Origin of the sequence: Pseudomonas sp. EL_65y_Pfl1_R83 (assembly GCF_963970695.1) — a bacterium.
Lineage (GTDB): Bacteria > Pseudomonadota > Gammaproteobacteria > Pseudomonadales > Pseudomonadaceae > Aquipseudomonas > Aquipseudomonas tritici.
Window position 1 is genome coordinate 1 of sequence record NZ_CAXAQI010000309.1, and the last position, 491, is coordinate 491.

The following is a 491-nucleotide window of genomic DNA, read 5'->3' on the forward strand; positions in this document are numbered from 1 at the left end:
GTCACGCCCGCGCATTGCTATTACGGCCCGGTCGGCGGCGAGAGCCCGATTCGCTACATCCACGAGGCGGCCAAGCGCATCGCGCGCGGCGAGTGCACCGTGGCCGCGGTCTGCGGCGCGGAGGCGCAATCGACCGCGACGAAAGCGGAGCGCGCGGGCATGAAGCTGCCGTGGACGCCATTCGCGCACGACGTCGAGGAGCCGAAGCGCGGGGCGGCATTCCAGAAGCCGCTGGCGGTAACGCTCAGCGTGTTCCGTCCCGTCACCGTCTATCCCTTCTACGAGGCTGCCTCCTCCGCGCATTGGGGTCAGACGCCGCGCGAGGCGATGGCGGAATCAGGGACCTTGTGGTCGCGCTATTCGGAAGCCGCCGCGCAAAACCCCAATGCCTGGCTGAAGCGGCGCTTCACGCCGGAGGAGATCACGACGCCGACGGCCGACAACCGGCTGATCGCCTGGCCCTACAACAAGCTGATGGTCGCCAACCCCAG

The 491-nt window shown here is 68.6% G+C and carries 1 protein-coding gene; it reads left to right on the plus strand.

Annotated elements, in window-relative coordinates:
• Positions 1–491, plus strand: a 491-nt coding sequence (locus AACY08_RS29035; RefSeq protein WP_339472524.1) for a hypothetical protein, incomplete at both ends; no start/stop codon positions are given.